The 15,426-nt window shown below is 65.3% G+C and carries 14 protein-coding genes; 7 read left to right on the top strand and 7 right to left on the bottom strand.

The window, feature by feature from the left end; translation table 11 throughout:
* The first annotated feature begins 41 nt into the window (after positions 1-41).
* Positions 42-1,754 carry a class I adenylate-forming enzyme family protein gene (locus AB0K73_RS18440; protein ID WP_360517986.1) on the top strand — a complete coding sequence of 571 codons (1,713 nt, stop codon included), beginning with the start codon at positions 42-44 and terminating at the stop codon, positions 1,752-1,754.
* 61 nt (positions 1,755-1,815) lie between these two features.
* Here the strand turns inward: AB0K73_RS18440 and AB0K73_RS18435 are convergent, their stop codons facing one another.
* From AB0K73_RS18435 to AB0K73_RS18425, 3 genes are all read right to left on the bottom strand, one after another.
* Positions 1,816-3,468 carry an FAD-binding protein gene (locus AB0K73_RS18435; protein ID WP_360517983.1) on the bottom strand — a complete coding sequence of 551 codons (1,653 nt, stop codon included), beginning with the start codon at positions 3,466-3,468 and terminating at the stop codon, positions 1,816-1,818.
* 38 nt (positions 3,469-3,506) lie between these two features.
* Positions 3,507-4,355: an SDR family oxidoreductase gene (locus AB0K73_RS18430; RefSeq protein ID WP_360517980.1), complete on the bottom strand. Its 849-nt coding sequence runs from the start codon at positions 4,353-4,355 to the stop codon at positions 3,507-3,509.
* A gap of 120 nt (positions 4,356-4,475) precedes the next feature.
* A complete protein-coding gene (locus AB0K73_RS18425; protein ID WP_360517977.1) occupies positions 4,476-4,952 on the bottom strand; it encodes a nuclear transport factor 2 family protein in 477 nt (158 codons plus the stop codon).
* Positions 4,953-5,174: 222 nt separating this feature from the next.
* Between AB0K73_RS18425 and AB0K73_RS18420 the strand changes: the two genes are divergently transcribed.
* Complete coding sequence (locus tag AB0K73_RS18420) at positions 5,175-5,690, top strand: nuclear transport factor 2 family protein (protein ID WP_360517974.1); 516 nt, start codon at positions 5,175-5,177, stop codon at positions 5,688-5,690.
* Positions 5,680-6,456, top strand: a complete 777-nt coding sequence (locus tag AB0K73_RS18415) for an enoyl-CoA hydratase-related protein (protein WP_360517971.1) — start codon at positions 5,680-5,682, stop codon at positions 6,454-6,456. The genes AB0K73_RS18420 and AB0K73_RS18415 overlap by 11 nt, the downstream gene beginning before the upstream one ends.
* A 71-nt stretch (positions 6,457-6,527) precedes the next feature.
* Here AB0K73_RS18415 and AB0K73_RS18410 read toward each other — a convergent pair whose 3' ends face one another.
* Positions 6,528-7,178: a hypothetical protein gene (locus tag AB0K73_RS18410; RefSeq protein WP_360517968.1), complete on the bottom strand. Its 651-nt coding sequence runs from the start codon at positions 7,176-7,178 to the stop codon at positions 6,528-6,530.
* A 354-nt stretch (positions 7,179-7,532) separates the two neighbouring features.
* Between AB0K73_RS18410 and AB0K73_RS18405 the strand changes: the two genes are divergently transcribed.
* A complete protein-coding gene (locus tag AB0K73_RS18405) occupies positions 7,533-8,189 on the top strand; it encodes a TetR/AcrR family transcriptional regulator (RefSeq protein WP_360517965.1) in 657 nt (218 codons plus the stop codon).
* A gap of 73 nt (positions 8,190-8,262) precedes the next feature.
* On the opposite strand, the gene AB0K73_RS18400 is transcribed toward AB0K73_RS18405, so the two are convergent.
* Complete coding sequence (locus tag AB0K73_RS18400; protein WP_360517962.1) at positions 8,263-9,915, bottom strand: class I adenylate-forming enzyme family protein; 1,653 nt, start codon at positions 9,913-9,915, stop codon at positions 8,263-8,265.
* A gap of 136 nt (positions 9,916-10,051) precedes the next feature.
* Complete coding sequence (gene fabG, locus AB0K73_RS18395) at positions 10,052-10,804, bottom strand: 3-oxoacyl-ACP reductase FabG (protein WP_360517959.1); 753 nt, start codon at positions 10,802-10,804, stop codon at positions 10,052-10,054.
* Between the two features lie 69 nt (positions 10,805-10,873).
* Between fabG and AB0K73_RS18390 the strand changes: the two genes are divergently transcribed.
* From AB0K73_RS18390 to AB0K73_RS18380, 3 genes are all read left to right on the top strand, one after another.
* Positions 10,874-11,287, top strand: a complete 414-nt coding sequence (locus AB0K73_RS18390) for a hypothetical protein (protein WP_360517956.1) — start codon at positions 10,874-10,876, stop codon at positions 11,285-11,287.
* 183 nt (positions 11,288-11,470) lie between these two features.
* Complete coding sequence (locus AB0K73_RS18385) at positions 11,471-13,411, top strand: NAD(P)/FAD-dependent oxidoreductase (RefSeq protein WP_360517953.1); 1,941 nt, start codon at positions 11,471-11,473, stop codon at positions 13,409-13,411.
* 104 nt (positions 13,412-13,515) lie between these two features.
* On the top strand, positions 13,516-14,028 hold the full coding sequence (locus tag AB0K73_RS18380; RefSeq protein WP_360517950.1) for a nuclear transport factor 2 family protein: 513 nt from the start codon (positions 13,516-13,518) through the stop codon (positions 14,026-14,028).
* On the opposite strand, the gene AB0K73_RS18375 is transcribed toward AB0K73_RS18380, so the two are convergent.
* Positions 13,962-15,233 carry an alpha-hydroxy-acid oxidizing protein gene (locus AB0K73_RS18375; protein WP_360518356.1) on the bottom strand — a complete coding sequence of 424 codons (1,272 nt, stop codon included), beginning with the start codon at positions 15,231-15,233 and terminating at the stop codon, positions 13,962-13,964. The genes AB0K73_RS18380 and AB0K73_RS18375 overlap by 67 nt on opposite strands.
* Between the last annotated feature and the right edge of the window lie 193 nt (positions 15,234-15,426).

Below are 15,426 nucleotides of genomic sequence, written 5' to 3'. Positions count from 1 at the left end.
CGTAGACTTGGGCTACTTCACCCGAGGATGAGAGGAGTACCGTGACTGCTGTGGTAAGCGACGCACGCGAAGGGTTTCGCGCGCAGTGGGCACACGACGAGCCGGACTGGACCGTGTTGAGCGAGGCGCTTCCGCTCGCCGACCTACTGCTGAGGACTGCCGAGCGAACGCCGGAGGCTACCGCGCTCGTCATCCCGACGGAGGAGTTCACGTACGCAGAACTCCGCGCTGAGTCCATCGACGTCGCGCGCGGACTACTCAGCCTCGGCGTTGAGCGCGGCGACCACGTCGGCGTGCTCGCGCCGAACTCCATCGAGTACGTTGCCGCACTGTTCGGCGCATCCCTGATCGGTGCCGTCGTGGTGCCGTTGCACGTCCGTGCCACCAGTCGGGAGCTGGCCTACCTCATCCCGCACGCCGAGCTGAGGGTCATCCTCACGACCGACAGGATCTCGGAGCACGTGGATTTCCGCCAACGGATGCACGGCGCGCTACGTGGACTCGCCGAGAGCGATGCGTCGCGCCCGCTCGACCTTTCGGGCGCGCCGCTCCTGAGGCACGTCGTGATGCTGAGGGGGAACGCAGGCGGCGGTGCACTGGGCCGCACCCAATTCAACGAGGCGGTCGAACTGGTCACCGCCGCGGACGTCGCGCGCGTGCGAACGCGCGTTCGCATCCGCGACGCATCCCTCATCCTCTACACGTCGGGAACGACCTCGAACCCGAAGGGCTGCGTCATCAGCCACGAGGCGATCAGCCGTGGATCGGTTGCACGAATCTCGGCCGCGGTGCCGCCTGCGGAGATCGCGGGACCTCTGGTGATGTGGCATCCACTCCCGCTCTTCCACATCGCCGCCCTGCAGGCCTTCGTCTACGTCGTTGCGACGGGGGCGACCCTCGTTACCGACGTCCACCTCGACGCGGACCGCGCCCTCGACCTCATCCGCCGGCATCGAGCCAACTCGCTATGGAGCGGGTTCATGCCGCCGATGCGGACGCTGCGTACGGCGAACGGGTTCGATGCTGCCGAGTTGAGCTGGGTTCACTCGATCTGGACGGTCGGGCCCGAGGCGGAGATGATCGAGCTGCAGGAGCTGTTTCCGCAGGCCGAGCTCGTCTCCGGAGGTGGGATGTCCGAGACTACGGGCTGGTTCTGCATCACGCCGCGTGGCGATTTGCCCCTGCACCGGCGCACGACGTCCGGTACGCCGGTCGCGGGTGCGGAACTGCGTGTGGTCGACCCGGAGACTGGGAAAGAGCGTCCCGCGGGGGAGCGCGGAGAGCTGCTCGTCCGCACCTACACGCTGATGGACGGCTATTTCCGCGAACCGGAGCGCACCGCTGAGGTGATCGACTCCGACGGCTGGATGCACACTGGCGACCTCTACACGCGGCTTGAGTCCGGCCACTATGTCTACGAGGGCCGGATCAAGGACATGCTCAAGGTCGGTGGCGAGAACGTCCCCGCAATCGAGATCGAGGCGTACCTGTGTGGCCACCCCGACATCCTGACGGCCGAGGTCGTGGGCGTCCCCGAACCGCGCCTCGACGAGGTGCCCGTCGCATTCATCGAGCTGGTCGACGGGGCTGAGATGTCGGTGCAGGACGTGTTGGACTACTGCGCTGGGGAACTTGCGACGTTCAAGATCCCGAGGCGGGTCCACTTCGTGGAGGCTGGCGGCTGGCCGCTGTCGGCGACCAAGGTCAACAAGCGGGTCCTCCGCGACGACGCGATCCGCGCTTCCGCCGATTAGGTCGTGCCAGGAAGGAGGGGGAGGTTCGCGGTGCGGGCCGCCCCCTCTCGTTTCGCGTGGGTCAAGCCGTCGCGAGCATCTTCCCGGCCACATAGCCGAAGACCAGGCTGCGACCGACGGCCATGCCGCTGTTGTAGCCGGCGCCGAACTCCAGGCGGGCGACGGAGTTTCCGACCGCGAAGAGTCCCGGGATCGGCTCGCCCTCGACGTCGATGACCTGTGCGGAAGCGTTCGTCTTGAGGCCGGCGGAGGCGAGGCCCGTGCCCACGCGCTCCAGGCTAATTGCGTAGTACGGTGGGTGGTCGATCGGCCCAATGTTGGGGTTCGGCTGCATCTCGGGATCGCCCAGAACCTTGCGGACGAAGCTGCGGGAGCCGCGTCCGAAGTCCTCGTCGATGCCAGAGAGAGCGAACTCGCCGATCCGCTCGGCGGTCCGTTCAAGACCTTCCGGATCGATCCCGCAGATCGCCGCGAGCTCCCGGAGTGAGTCCGCCTTTACCGCCATGCCCTCGGGAAGGTCCTGCCCGGCCGCGATCGGACCGAGCGAGTATTTCGTTCGGAACGACTCGTCAAAGACGAGCCAGGCCGGCCAGTTGGGAAAGTCCTGTCGGTCGCCGTCGAAGTGATACATCGCCGCGACGTAGCTGTGGAAGAATGACTCGTCGCCGAAACGAGAGCCTGCCCGGTTGACGACCACACTGTGCGGGAGCGCCGGGATCATGTGTCGGTACATCGGGCGGCCGCCCCACGTCTCTCCGGGCACGTGGATGCCGAGATGCGTGGGGTTCGCCGCCGGAAGCGTCGTCGCGATCGCGGCGCGGAACCGCGACGCGAGTCGGAAGTGGTCGCCCGTAACGGTCGGCAGCGTAACGCTGTAGAGGTTCCGCATGTGCTCGAAGGTCTCGCGGAACGTCGGATCCCAGTCGTAGGCGCTCATCGCCAGCACCACGCCGCGGCGTGCGCCGATCGCGCGACGGCCCTCGGGTGTCTCGACGATGACGCCCTCGACTCTGCCCGCGCCGACGAGCTGGACAGCGGCCGTGTTCACCCGGAACTCGATGCCCTGCTCGAGGGCCATCGCGATCAAGTTCGCCATGATTCCGGCGCCCTGCGCGCGCTCCGACCGCGCCGCGCGCTCCGTCGAACGCTTGGCGAGCTTATCGCCGTCGGCGCCGCACTCGAGCAGGTCGAGGTTGCTGAGTGTGCTCGTGCCGAGGGCGCCAGTGCTCACCCCGCTCCCCGCCACCGTGGCATGCTCCCACTCGCCCAGCTTCGAGGCCGGGAACGGGACGGCTTCGAGGTAACGGCCGTCCTCCTTCGAGCCCGGTGCGTCTGGGTAGTAGTAGTCGCTGAGTCCGGGGATCACCTGCAGACGGAGGCCGAGCTCGGCCAACGCGTCGAGCGCCTCGGAGCCGCGGTCCACATACGCCTGGCGGTTATCGAGGTCGCCGAATCCAGCGCTCAGATAGTCGAGGTACGCGCGTGCCTCCTCGGGAGAGTCATCGAAGCCGGCCTCCCTTGCGTGCGACGTCGGCCCCATCCACACTTGGCCTGCCGACAGCGACGTCACGCCGCCGAGCTGGTGATACTTCTCGACAACCAGCGCAGACGCTCCATCTGCAGCCGCAGCGATCGCCGCGACGACGCCGCCGGCTCCTGAGCCAACCGCGACGACATCGTACTCCTCATCCCACTGCGTTCTACCGGCTTCCACGGCATACTCCTCTTCTCTGTTCATCTCGTCGCAACCGGTCAGGGCCGGCCCTCGAACAGCCGCATGGGGTCACCTGAGCGGAGCACTTCGCCGCGCTCGTCGTGGCCGCTGTACTCGTACGGATAAGTGAGGATTGCCTGCGAGTCCTTCTCGACGCCAGCGATGACCAGTTCGCCCACGACGTCGGCCTCCACAGGGAAGCGCACGAAGTACGGGACCGGGAACGTCGATTCATACGCGACGACCGCGCGCTCGGACGACCGCGTCTCGGCTGGGCGTAGCGCCTCGGTTTTCGCGATGTTCGTGTGCACCGCGCCCGGGTAGAGCGTCGTAACGCCGAAGTCCGGATCCTCCTCGTACAGCTCGTACCGCAACACATCGGCCAGCGTCGTGACAGCGCCCTTCGTCGCGCCGTACGGCCCGTGACCGGGGTGGAACTGCAGTGCGTCGACGGACGCGGTGAGGACGATCTGGCGTCGTCCCGCTTGCTGGAGCATGCGCGGCACGAAGCTGCGGATGCAGTGCACGAACCCGAAGTAGTTGATACTCGCGAGCCATCTGTAATCGTCGAGCGAGGCATTCCACGTCGTGCGGAAGGGTCGCAGCGAGACCCCGGCATTCGCGCACAGCACGTCGACGTGCCCGAGGCGGTCGAAAGTGCGGGCAGCCCATTCATCGACTGCCTCCTGGCTGCTGACGTCCACGATCTCTGCATACGCCGTTCCGCCGGCCTCCGTGATCTCGTCGGCGACGGCTTTCGCCGTTGCCTCCACGACGTCGGCGACCACCACCGTGCACCCGCGCTTTGCGAAGGCGCGCGCCATGGCGGCGCCCATTCCGCTGCCGGCGCCGGTGATGGCAACGGTGGTCGATTCGGACAACTGCATAGGTGCTCCCCTCAGTGGGACCGGCTTCTTAGCCGATCGTGCATCAACGTCATTGTTGATGATAACCGTAACAGGTGCGCAAAAAGAGGGCGAGAGGGCGAGATGATCTCAGGCAGCGCGTCAAGCGTTCTGCGGAGGCTCGTTCGCGCGCGCAAGCAGGCTGCGGCCGACGTCTCTGCCGTCGAGCAGTGCGTTCGTGCGCGTCTCGACCTTCCACCCGTCCGCTGTGCGCACGAACTCCCAGCGAGTGGCGACACTGCGCATGACGCGAGCGTCCTTGCCGCTCCAGATGTAGAGCTGCTGGTAATTCGTGGCGACGGCGCGGTCGCCGTCGATCAATACGTGCGGCAACGAGTTCACGTGCGCGGAGCCGGTGTGTATGTAGCGTTGATGAAGCTCTGCGTCGAACAGCTCGGCGAGCTCGCGGGGCCCACGGTATTCTCCGATACCGTCTACCGAGTAGACGCCATCCCGTGCCCATTGCGATACTGCCGCTCCGGTCATTCCGGCATCGACAGCCGGCCCGTAGGCACTGATGAGCTGAAAGATCGCCAGCTGATCCTCGACCCTGGCGAGGCGCTCCTCCAGTGAAGTCATGTTGGCATCCTCTCCGTCGGTGCGCGAACTACGGAAGTAGATAGGTTGCGCACGTCAACACTACTGTTAACGCGCCGATTCAGATCGGCGACTTGCCAAAGCGGGTCCGGGCTGCATGCGAAGTCATGGCTGCTAGTTGTATTCAACACTCGGGTTGACGGCGTTAGCCGCGCCGAATATCCTGTCAACGTATCTGTAGATTAGGTGCGAAGGAGCCCCCGCGTGGAAGTTACATCCGACAATGTCGTCCAAGTCGTCCAACGACTTGCTGACGAGGCCGAGATCAAGCGCGTGCTCTACACGTACGCGTTCCACTTGGACGGGGCGGAGCCGGAGGGCATGCTTCCGCTGTTCACCAACGACCTGTACGTGGCCTACGGTCCCAGCCATGGCGCCGAGGGTCGGGACGACTACCTCGAGGTGCTGAGCAATCCGAACACGGGCATCGCGGCGTTCTTCGAAGCGACCAGTCACCACGTCAGCAACACCGTGATCGATTTCGTCGACGACGAAACCGCGCACGCCCGCTCAGTCTTCATTGCTTGGCACCGGTACCGCCGCCAACGGTCCGACGGAATCGTCTACGCGCAGTACCACGACGTGCTGAAGCGCACGGCCGAGGGCTGGAAGATCATCCGTCGCGAGCAGAAGACCGCGGGCACCGAGGACTACCACGCCAAGGCTCACGCCTTGGTCATGATCGACCGGAAGTCGCAGGAGGCGGAAAGTGTCCGATGATCTTCTCTACGAGGTCCGCGACCATGTCGCATACGTAACGCTGAACCGCCCGAAAGTCCTCAACGCGATTTCGCACAGCCTGGACGAGGAGTTGGCGGCACGCTGGGACGAGATCGACGCGGACCACGACATCTGGGTCGCCGTCCTCTCGGCCGCGGGCGAACGCGCGTTCTGCGCCGGCGCTGACATCAGCGGCGGAACAGGGCTGCACCCGAAGCGACTCTCGATCGGCGGTGGCCTCACGGGCATCGGCGGGTCGCCGCGCGTGCTCAAGAAGCCGCTCATCGTCGTGACCCAGGGTTACGTCCTGGGCGCAGGGTTCGAGCTCGCGATGTGCGCTGACATCATCGTTGCCGCCGACACGTCCCAATTCGGGTTGCCTGAGGCCAAAGCGGGCATCATCGGTGAGGCCGGCGTCGTGCACCGCGCGATGCGCCAACTACCGTATCGCGTCGCGATGGCGATGATCCTCACGAGCGAGCGGATCTCTGCCGCGGCTGCACTCGAGCACGGCCTTGTGAATGAGGTAGTTCCCTTCGATCGTCTGCAGGAGGCCGCTGAAGCGTGGGCGAAGAAGATCACCGCAGTATCGCCCCTAGCGGCGCAAGCCGCCAAGGACGCCGCGCTCAGGGGCCTTTCCATGTCGCTCGAGGCGGCGTTGGCGACAAAGTACGAGCCGATCGAGGCGTATGCGACGAGCCACGACGTCGAGGAGGGCGACCGAGCGCGCGCCGAGAAGCGCCTCCCCGAATGGACCGGCCGCTGACGTGCTGACGCCATAGACATGGAGGTCCCGACCGCAGTGGTCGGGACCTCCCTGGCTTTCGCGGGTGAGGGTCAGGCGACCCCGACGTGCTCCGACGACTCCGCCGCGATCTCGAGAGCCTGGCGGATCGCCCTCGCCCCACAGCCCATCGACACCGCGTTGCGCAGGTGCATGCGCATGCCCGGCAGGTAGCGGTGGGCGCTGGAGGCATCCGCCGCCATGCTGATGATCTCCTTCGTCAGGGTCTCCACGCGCCCCGCGCGGAACGGAAGACCGGCGAAGTCGAGGAAGCCGACGAAAGCGTCCGGGTCCATCCACAGGAGCGCTTCAAGGAACCCGGGGATCTCCTCGCGCATCGCCGTCCAGTAGCGGCGCTCGCCGATGTGGCGGTCCCATAGAGCCTGCCGGTCTGGGTCGAAAGCGCCTCGGCCGCCCGCTGGCTCCGTGAGCGCGGCTGCGAGACGGGTGGATTCGAAGAACGCGTGGACACCAATGCTCGACATCAGCGTCACTATCTCGTGCAGCTGCTCTGGCGACGCGCCGAGCGCGAGAGTCCGCTCGGCCCACCTCCGCGCCGCGGCGGTGTCAAGGACGGTCGCCGACGCGTTCAGTCCGAACTGCAGGTAAGCGATCTGGAGGTCGGTGAGACCATCGCCATCCGGAACTCCGACGAGGAGCTGATCAGCCTGGCGGTTGGTTTCCGACTTCGCACTGGTGTCCATTCGGTCTGCCCTTCCATGTCATCAACAGATATGTTTACATATTCTCAGTGCTTGCACGAGAGGGAGTTCGCGCGTGCCGGCGCGCCCACCGAAGCAGCGGGTGGGCGACGACACGACGGCGGTGACGGAAGCGGCGGAGAGGAGCGCCAGTGGACGCCGCTGAGCCGACGTTCGAATTCATCAGTCTGGAGCACGGGGAGAACCTCACGTGGCTGGCTCGGACCGGTTGCGTGGATTCCCCACGCGGTCGCGGATTTCCGATCTGTCCCGCTGAGACGGCCCGGTTCTCGTGGGCCGGCCAGTTTCACTCCGAAAGCCATCTGCACGATCTACACGTTTCGAAAAGGGGTTCATGTGACTTCAAAGGAGTTGAGCGGCATCGGGCAGAGACGAGCGACGGCGCTCTTCGATGGCAGTCCCGAATACACGGCAAAGCGCGCCGAGTTGATCGCGGCCGCCGCGAGGGTCTTCCGGCGCAAGGGCTATGGGCAGGCGACGCTGAACGACATCGCAAGCGAGTTCGGCACCGACCGCGCGTCGCTCTACTACTACGTGTCGAGCAAAGAAGAGCTCTTCCACGAGTGCGTCACTGGGCTCACCGCTGAGAACCTGCGCCGAGCGGAGATCATCGTGGCGGAAGTCGAGTCGCCGCGCGAGCGTCTCAAAGCCCTCATCACGTCGAACATAGAGTCCCAAGTCGAGCACTACCCGTACATGTACGTGTACGTCCAGGAGATCATGGGCCAGGTCGCGTCAATCGAGGCGCCGTGGGCGCGGGAAATGGTGGAGATCACCCACAGCATCGAGCAGTGCTTCATCCAGGCGATCGAGGCGGGCAAACAGGCGGGGCAGTTCCGCTCCGAGCTCTCGACCACGCTTGTCGCCAACGCGATTTTCGGCATGACGCAGTGGACGCACCGCTGGTGGGCGCCGCCGAAGAGTCGCTACGACGCCGCCACCGTTTCGGAGACGTTCATCGAAGTGTTTCTCGAGGGCATTTCCGCGCGCTGACGCACAGACGCCAGAGGTGTTCCCGCCCCGCCGGGTTGGACGCCTCTGGCGTTTAAACGCGATGTCGCTCGTGTCAGGCCAGAGTCTTGGCGGACCGGAGCTCGCACGCCTCAACGCGCAGCGCCACCTTGTTGATCTTGGTGGAAGACATCGGCCAGCCCTCCTCCTCCTTGAAGAAGATTGCCCTCGGCATCTTGAACGTCGCGAGGTTACCCCGGCAGAACTCGATAAGGTCCGCTTCCGTCGTGGTCGAACCCTTCGTGAGCTGCACGAAGGCGACGGGCGCCTCCTCCAGGCGCGGGTCCGGGACGCCAACGACCTCTGCGATGAGCACGTCGGGGTGCTCGCACAGGTAAGTCTCGATCTCGGCGGTCGGGACGTTCTCGCCGCCGACCTTCAGCATGTCCTTGATCCGACCCTCGAAGACGAGGTGGCCGGTCGAGCGGCGGGAGACGAGATCGCCGGTGTGTAGCCAGCCGTCCTCGTCGATCGTCTCGCGCGTCCTTTCCTCATCATGGAAGTAGCCGAGCATGACGGTGTACGTGCGGATGAGGAGCTCGCCGGGTACGCCGAACGGCACCTCCTCGCGCGTCTCGGGATCCACGATTCGAACCTCGGCGCCGCGCACTGGCTTCCCCTGGGTGCGGGCGCGCTCCTCCGCGGTATCCGAAGGGTCGGACAGGCAAAACCAACCGGTGAGCTCAGTCATGCCGAGCCCGTTCACGAGCATTGCGTTAGAGAAAACCTCCTGCAGCTGCATGAGGTCTGCCGGCGAGCCGACAGACATCATGGAGCGCACGTTGGAGAAGTCGGCCACGTCGAAGTTGTTCGCGTCCATGAAGCTGCGCATGGCTGCCATGAACATGCCCCACAGGCTGTTCGCGCGATACTTCTTCGCCAACGCGACAGCGCGGTCGCCGTCGAGGTACAGGTCGGTTAGGAATGTCCCGCCGAGGTGGATGCAGTAGAGCAGTCCCTGGATTGCGGCGCTGTGGAAAAGCGGCGGTGCACACCACATCACGAGTGGCTCGCCCGGATCGTCGATCGGGAACGCTGCACCCGGGCGGGCAAGGGTCGCGCGGGTGATCGTCTCGTGCGCGAGCAGGCAGCCCTTTGGGTTCGAGGTGGTGCCGGAGGTGTAGAGGACAAGACCGGCGTCGCGGATTCGGACCCGCGAACGGGCTACATCCACGGCGTCGACAGAGACATGCTCCGCGCGCGCGACGAAATCGGACCTCCCCATCACACCCGGCCGGGCTTGTCCTCGCAGGAGCGCGACATGGCGGAGGTGTGGGGCGGTTGCGAGGTCCAGCGGTTGCGATGCGTCGCTTGCCGCCAGCCCGGGGACGGCGTCGGCAATGCGCTGCACGGTGTCGACGTGCTCACGGATCAGGTCGGTCGCGAGGATGACCTTGAGCTCGGCGTGAGGGATGACGTACGCGAGCTCGCGTGGGGTGCTGCGAACGCTCAGCGGAACCGAAACGGCGCCGACGAGAGCCGCGCCGAATAGACCGATGACGAACTCATACGAGTTCGGGGCGACGACGCCGACGTGGTCACCGCGCTCGACGCCCAACGCCAACAGTCCGCGCGCGACGAGGATCGACTCTTCAAGCAGCTCGGCGTAGGTGTGCTCCTCGCCGGGGAGGGCGACCGCGATCCGGTCCGGCGTGCGTGTCGCCGAGCGGACGAGCAGGTCTCCGAGCGGCAGGGCTTCACTCGTCACGCGCCACATTGTCGCCTCTTTCGTGTGGATTTCAGCGACTCTTCCTGCGGCGTCACTGCTCGTCAGGTTCATCAGCTTCGACGGATCTACATACGTGTTGATTGACGCTACGTCGCGATTGGGCGAGTTGTCAACCTCACACCGGCTTGCCCGCAACGACCAGGACACTGCCCGTGACGTATCCCGCAGCATCGGAGGCCAGATAGGTCGCGGCGGCCGCGATGTCATCGGGCGTGCCGACGCGATTCAGGGCGTTCGCGGAGATCCGCGCCTGCCTGATTTCCTCGTAGTCGACACCGAGGTTGCGCGCCACGCCGTGCGTCATCTCAGTCTCGACGTGGCCGGGCGAGATGACGTTCACGGTGATGTCGTAGCGACCCAGTTCGAGTGCCATCGACTTCGCGAGTCCGATGAGGCCCGCCTTCGCCGCCGCGTAGTTGACCTGTCCGCGGCTGCCGTTGGAGGCGATCGAGCCGATGAAGATGATTCGTCCGCCCTCGCCCCGGCTGACCATGTGGTGCTGCGCTGCGCGCGACATCCGGAACCCACCCGTGAGCGTCGTCTCGATGACGGCATCCCAGTCCTCGTCAGTCATCCGGTGCATCCCGGCGTCGCGCGTGATGCCGGCGTTGTTCACGAGCACGTCCAGGCGCCCGTACTCCGCCACCGTCGCCGCAACGGTTGCCTCGATTGACTCTCCGTCGCGCACGTCGCACCTGAACGGGATCGCGCGTCCTCCAGCGGAGGTGATCATCTCGGCGGTCTCCGCTGCGCCCTTCTCGCTCCGAGCGGCGGCGACCACGTTGTAGTCGGCCTTGCTCAGTGCGACCGCGATGGCTCGTCCGAGTCCCCGCGACGCGCCAGTGACCAGAGCAACCTTCGCGTCCATGTTGATTCCTTCCGTGTGGGCAACACAAGTGTTGACACCGTAGCCCATCCGCTGGCAGTGTGTGTGTCCGTGCGAGAACTCGATGGGCCCGAGGCGCTGATGGCCGCCGCCGGAGAAGAGTTCGGCGTGAGTCGCTGGGTGACCCTCAGCGCGCGTGAGGCCGAGTTGTTCGCGTCGTCGACTGGTCAACTCCGTCCGGACGGCAATCTCCCGCGCGAGTTGCTCGTCGCACGGATGGCCTCGCTCATGATGGAACTCTTCGGCGTACGCGGACGGAAGTTCGGACTCAATTACGGCATCGACGATGTGCGGTTCCAGCGCGAAGTGGCGACGGGCTCCGACGTCCGCGTGCACTTGGTCCTCGAGCAGTGTTCTGCACGCGACGGCGGCGTGATCGACGCCGAGTGGCGGTTGGACATCGAAGCCCGGGGGCTCGGTCGCGTGGGCACATTCGTTGCCCGCACTCGCTACGTCTTCGAGTAGCGTCGGGGCAATTTGTGTCCTGGCTGTGCGAACAGCCGTGCATGGCCCGAGTCATACGGCCGAGGGCACGCGAAAAACAACGCGTCAACGTCATTATTGACAGAACCGTCAACGGTGTAGTTGACTGACAGCTGGGGGCTTGAATGATGGTTGCGCCCAGACAGGATTGGTGAGGCGATGTCAGTGTTGACTGAACGCGAGATTCGTGAAGCTGTAAAGGTGGCCACGGTTCCGGTGCTGCTAATGGTGGTGTACCAAGTGACCGGCGACGAGAAGTGGCTGTCAGACCGGTACCGGCCGAGCAAGTTCCGCGGCGTGGCCCCGCGAGTCACAGGTGATCTGGCGGACGACGTCCAGGACGAGATCCGCGCAGCCGCGATTGAGGCGATCCGGACGCTGCTCGACGGGCGGGAGCCCGCCGTCGCGATGGACGACGACGAGAGGGTCAAGCGCATCGCGGGATTCTTCGTAGGCGAGCCGATCAGCGACCGCCACGCTGCGATCCTGCGTGAGGAACTCAAGCGTCGCGCCTCGTCCACGGGCGAGGTCGCCGAGGAGGACGACGAAGTCCAGATCACGGCGCCCGAAGGATTCAAGGCGATCATCATCGGCGCAGGTGTCTCCGGCCTCGCAGCGATCCACAACCTCGGGCAGCTTGGCATCGAGTTCGAGATCTTCGAGCGCGGTTCTGAGGCGGGCGGCGTGTGGTTCCAGAACACTTATCCGGGCGCGGGCGTGGACACGCCTAGCCACCTGTACTCGCTTTCCTTTTCCTACAAGGACTGGATCCACCACTACGAGTTGCGGGATGAGCTGTACGGCTACTTCAACCACGTCCTGGACGAGCTCGGTGCGCGCGACAAGGTTCGGTTCAATACCGAGGTACTGAGCGCGCACTATGACGAGGAAAAGGTGCAGTGGACGGTCACGACGCGTGACCCGGACGGTGCCCTTACCGAGCACACCGCAGACATGGTGGTCAGTGCGGTTGGTTCGCTGAATCAGCCCGTGCTGCCCGACGTCCCCGGTCGCGAAGCGTTCGCCGGGGTTCAGTTCCACTCGAACGAGTGGGACCACGACATCGACCTCACCGGTAAGCGAGTCGCCATTGTAGGCGTCGGGGCAAGCTGCCAGCAGATCGCCCCGCGTATCGCCCAGACGGCCGCGCACCTCACCATCGTTCAGCGCTCGCCGCAGTGGATCGCGCCGTTCGACCAGTTCTGCGAGCCGATCGAGGACGGACAGCGGCGGCTTCTCGCGGAGGTTCCGCTGTATCGCGCGTGGTACTGGCTTGGCCTGTTCTGGCAGCAGGGTGACAAGATCATAGATGCGCTCCGGATCGACCCGGAATGGCCGCACCCGGACCGGTCGATCAACCGGCGGAACGACCGCCAGCGTGAGTTCCTGACGGGCTACATCAAGGAGCAGCTCGCCGGCCGACCCGACCTCATCGAGGCGTCGGTGCCCGATTACCCGCCGTTCGGCAAGCGCATGCTCATGGACAATGGCTGGTATCGGACCCTTCTGCGCGACAACGTGAGCCTCGTGACCGGCGCGGTCTCCAGCGTCGATGAGACGGGTCTGCAGATCAAGGACGCCGTACATCTCGATGTCGACGTCATCATCTGGGCGACCGGGTTCGCGGCGTCCCGCTTCCTGAGTTCGTACGAGGTGAAGGGCGAGAACGACCTGCTTCTCAGCGAATATTGGGAAGAAGACGACCCTCGCGCCTACCTCGGCGTCGGTATCCCGCACTTCCCGAACCTCTTCATGGTCGGGGGTCCGCACTCGCTCCCGCCGAGCGGAAGCTTCATGTACTTTACCGAGTTGCAGGCGCGGTACCTCCGCGACCTGCTGAAGGAGATGTTCACGGCTGGTGTACAGGCGATCGCCCCCACCGAGGAGGCCACGAAGCGCTACAACGACCTCGTCGACGAGTACCACTCGCGGACAGTTTGGACGCACCCGGGCTTCAGCACCTACTATCGCAACCGCAAGGGGCGCGTCATCTTCGTGATGCCGTTTCTCAATGTTGAGTACTGGGACCTCGTGAAGACGCCGACGCTCGACGACTACGTCGCACACGAGCGGATTGCGGCCATTTCAAGCAGCCTTACCGCCTGATCCACGGAGTGGCTCTTGCCACTCCGTCAACATACCTGTTAACAGACGACGCGCCAAGAATCGGGCGAAACGGCCTGTAGTGGTACTCATGAAAGGGAAGAAAGATGTCCGTCAAACCAGACAACCTGATCGCCACGGTGCAGCGGCTCGTCGACGAGGGCGATATCAAGCGCGTGCTCTACGAGTATGGTTACCACCTCGATATGGCCAACCCCGAGAAGATGCTCCCGCTCTTCGTTTCGGAGCTCGAGGTGGTCTACGGGCCAGAGCATGGAGCGGTCGGAGCGGAGGCTTACCTCGATACGCTCGCGAACGACAAGACGGGCATCGCCGCGTTCTTCGCCGGAACCAGCCACCACGTCTCGAATGTCGTGATCGACTTCCTTGACGAGGACAACGCCGAAGTCCGTTCGGTGCTCTACGCATGGCACAAGTACAACCGCGAGCGTCCCGACGGGATCGTCTATGGCCAGTACCACGACGTCTTCGTGCGCACGGAGGAGGGCTGGAAGATCCAGCGTCGTGAGCTCAAGCACGCGGGCACGGAGGACTACCACGCGAAGGGCGCCATGCTGAACCCGATCGCGCGGAAGAGCCGCGTCGCCGACGAGGTGTGACCCGTCGCTCGCCGTTCAGTCCGGCACGGGGCAGGAAAATCGAAGGAACATCGACCGCCGGGCGAACGAGCTTGACGGCGAAAGTGACCCGCTACACTGCGCGGGGATGGGCGAGCACGCGCGATCCAATCGAAGCGATTATCGCCGATCACGCTCGGCACACCGGCCAGGAGGCAGACGCTTCCGATCGGGGATTGAACTCCGCGACACCCGAATCGGCGAGGCGACGTGTTCACGCCGCGGAAACCAGCGCACTCGACAGACGCACGCCTCTCAAACGCAAGCATTGCGGGGCATGCCCGTTCAGATGTTGCCGAGGGCGACCGCCTCGTCGGGCCGGGGCTCCGCCGGCTCGGGCTTGGCGCGACGGGACGTCGCGGGCTTCGCCTTGCGCGGCTCGGGCTTCGTCGCAGCGGCAGTCGAGGCATCCGCCCCCGCTCTCCAAGCTCCCGCCGGAAGCCCGGGGGCATGTAGAAGTCGGCTGGGCTGTGCTCATCGATCGAGGAGTGCCCGAGACTGAGCTCGGCGGAGTCGAGCCCGCCGCGCAGCACGTCGAAGACGTTCTCGACCCCAGCCTGCCCGTTCGCCGCGGAACCCCGGAGGTACGCTCGACCGATCATCACCGCGCGCGCGCCGAGCGCGAGCGCCTTCGCGACATCCCCGCCGCATCGGATGCCACCGTCGAGAAGCACCTCGACCTGGTCGCCGACCGCATCCGCGACGCCCGGGAGCATGCGGATCGACGCCGGCGTCGTGTCAAGGTTATTGCCGCCGTGATTCGACACCGAGATCGCGGTGACGCCCGCGTCCACGGCACGCTTCGCGTCGTCGATACGGGTGTTGCCCTTCAGCATGAACGGGCCGCGCCACTGCTCGCGCAGCCACGCGATGTCATCCCACGTCGCCGGCGGTGTCGAAATCCACTCGAAGTAGGCACCGAAGAACGTCGGGGTCGGTCCGCCGTCCGGGGGCGAGAGGTTCGGGGCAGTGAGGTCAGGAATGCGGCCTGTCTTCAGGAAGCCGAGGAGCCACGCCGGCCGCGTCACCGCTTGCGGCGCGAACCGCATGGCCGCCTGGAGGGTCAGCTTCTCGGGGATCCACGGGCTCCCCCAGTCGCGACCGTTGGAGAACGACCAATCGAGAGTGGCTATCAGGCCACTTCGCGCCGGCCGCGCGGGCCCGATCGAGGCGCTGGAGCATCGCATCGCGCGTGCCGCTCCAATACACCTGGACGATAGCGGGTGGGGTTGTGCGTCCATCCGGACAAGGCAGCGCCAGAGACTTGATGCGGGCACCCTTATTCGACGAATATCGATTCGAACCCTCTCCAAGCGTTCCCAGCTGTCCGGGTAGAGTCGTGTCCGCAGCATCCGTTCTCTCAAGGAATCCCGGGCCAGT

Source organism: Agromyces sp. NPDC052230, from assembly GCF_040679595.1.
Classification (GTDB): Bacteria; Actinomycetota; Actinomycetes; order Actinomycetales; family Microbacteriaceae; genus Agromyces.
This window is presented reverse-complemented; position numbering and strand designations above follow the sequence as displayed.